This window comes from Escherichia sp. WS3063 (assembly GCF_046486595.1).
Taxonomy (GTDB): Bacteria; Pseudomonadota; Gammaproteobacteria; order Enterobacterales; family Enterobacteriaceae; genus Escherichia; species Escherichia coli.
This window is the reverse complement of the sequence record NZ_JBJQKY010000070.1, coordinates 1-1,187: the sequence shown is the minus strand read 5'-3', so window position 1 is coordinate 1,187 and position 1,187 is coordinate 1. Positions and strand designations below refer to the sequence as shown.

Genomic DNA, 1,187 nt, shown 5'->3' with positions numbered 1-1,187 from the left:
AGGGGTCTGACGCTCAGTGGAACGAAAACTCACGTTAAGGGATTTTGGTCATGAGATTATCAAAAAGGATCTTCACCTAGATCCTTTTAAATTAAAAATGAAGTTTTAAATCAATCTAAAGTATATATGAGTAAACTTGGTCTGACAGTTACCAATGCTTAATCAGTGAGGCACCTATCTCAGCGATCTGTCTATTTCGTTCATCCATAGTTGCCTGACTCCCCGTCGTGTAGATAACTACGATACGGGAGGGCTTACCATCTGGCCCCAGTGCTGCAATGATACCGCGAGACCCACGCTCACCGGCTCCAGATTTATCAGCAATAAACCAGCCAGCCGGAAGGGCCGAGCGCAGAAGTGGTCCTGCAACTTTATCCGCCTCCATCCAGTCTATTAATTGTTGCCGGGAAGCTAGAGTAAGTAGTTCGCCAGTTAATAGTTTGCGCAACGTTGTTGCCATTGCTGCAGGCATCGTGGTGTCACGCTCGTCGTTTGGTATGGCTTCATTCAGCTCCGGTTCCCAACGATCAAGGCGAGTTACATGATCCCCCATGTTGTGCAAAAAAGCGGTTAGCTCCTTCGGTCCTCCGATCGTTGTCAGAAGTAAGTTGGCAGCAGTGTTATCACTCATGGTTATGGCAGCACTGCATAATTCTCTTACTGTCATGCCATCCGTAAGATGCTTTTCTGTGACTGGTGAGTACTCAACCAAGTCATTCTGAGAATAGTGTATGCGGCGACCGAGTTGCTCTTGCCCGGCGTCAACACGGGATAATACCGCACCACATAGCAGAACTTTAAAAGTGCTCATCATTGGAAAACGTTCTTCGGGGCGAAAACTCTCAAGGATCTTACCGCTGTTGAGATCCAGTTCGATGTAACCCACTCGTGCACCCAACTGATCTTCAGCATCTTTTACTTTCACCAGCGTTTCTGGGTGAGCAAAAACAGGAAGGCAAAATGCCGCAAAAAAGGGAATAAGGGCGACACGAAAATGTTGAATACTCATACTCTTCCTTTTTCAATATTATTGAAGCATTTACCAGGGTTATTGTCTCATGAGCGGATACATATTTGAATGTATTTAGAAAAATAAACAAATAGGGGTTCCGCGCACATTTCCCCGAAAAGTGCCACCTGACGTCTAAGAAACCATTATTATCATGACATTAACCTATAAAAATAGG

General features: G+C 45.1%; 1 protein-coding gene. It reads right to left on the bottom strand.

Annotated elements, in window-relative coordinates; all coding sequences use genetic code 11:
• Window positions 1-148: 148 nt before the first annotated feature.
• The gene (locus ACJHYW_RS25200; protein WP_000027057.1) at window positions 149-1,009 is read right to left on the bottom strand and encodes a broad-spectrum class A beta-lactamase TEM-1; all 861 of its coding nucleotides are present in this window, start codon (window positions 1,007-1,009) and stop codon (window positions 149-151) included.
• Between the last annotated feature and the right edge of the window lie 178 nt (window positions 1,010-1,187).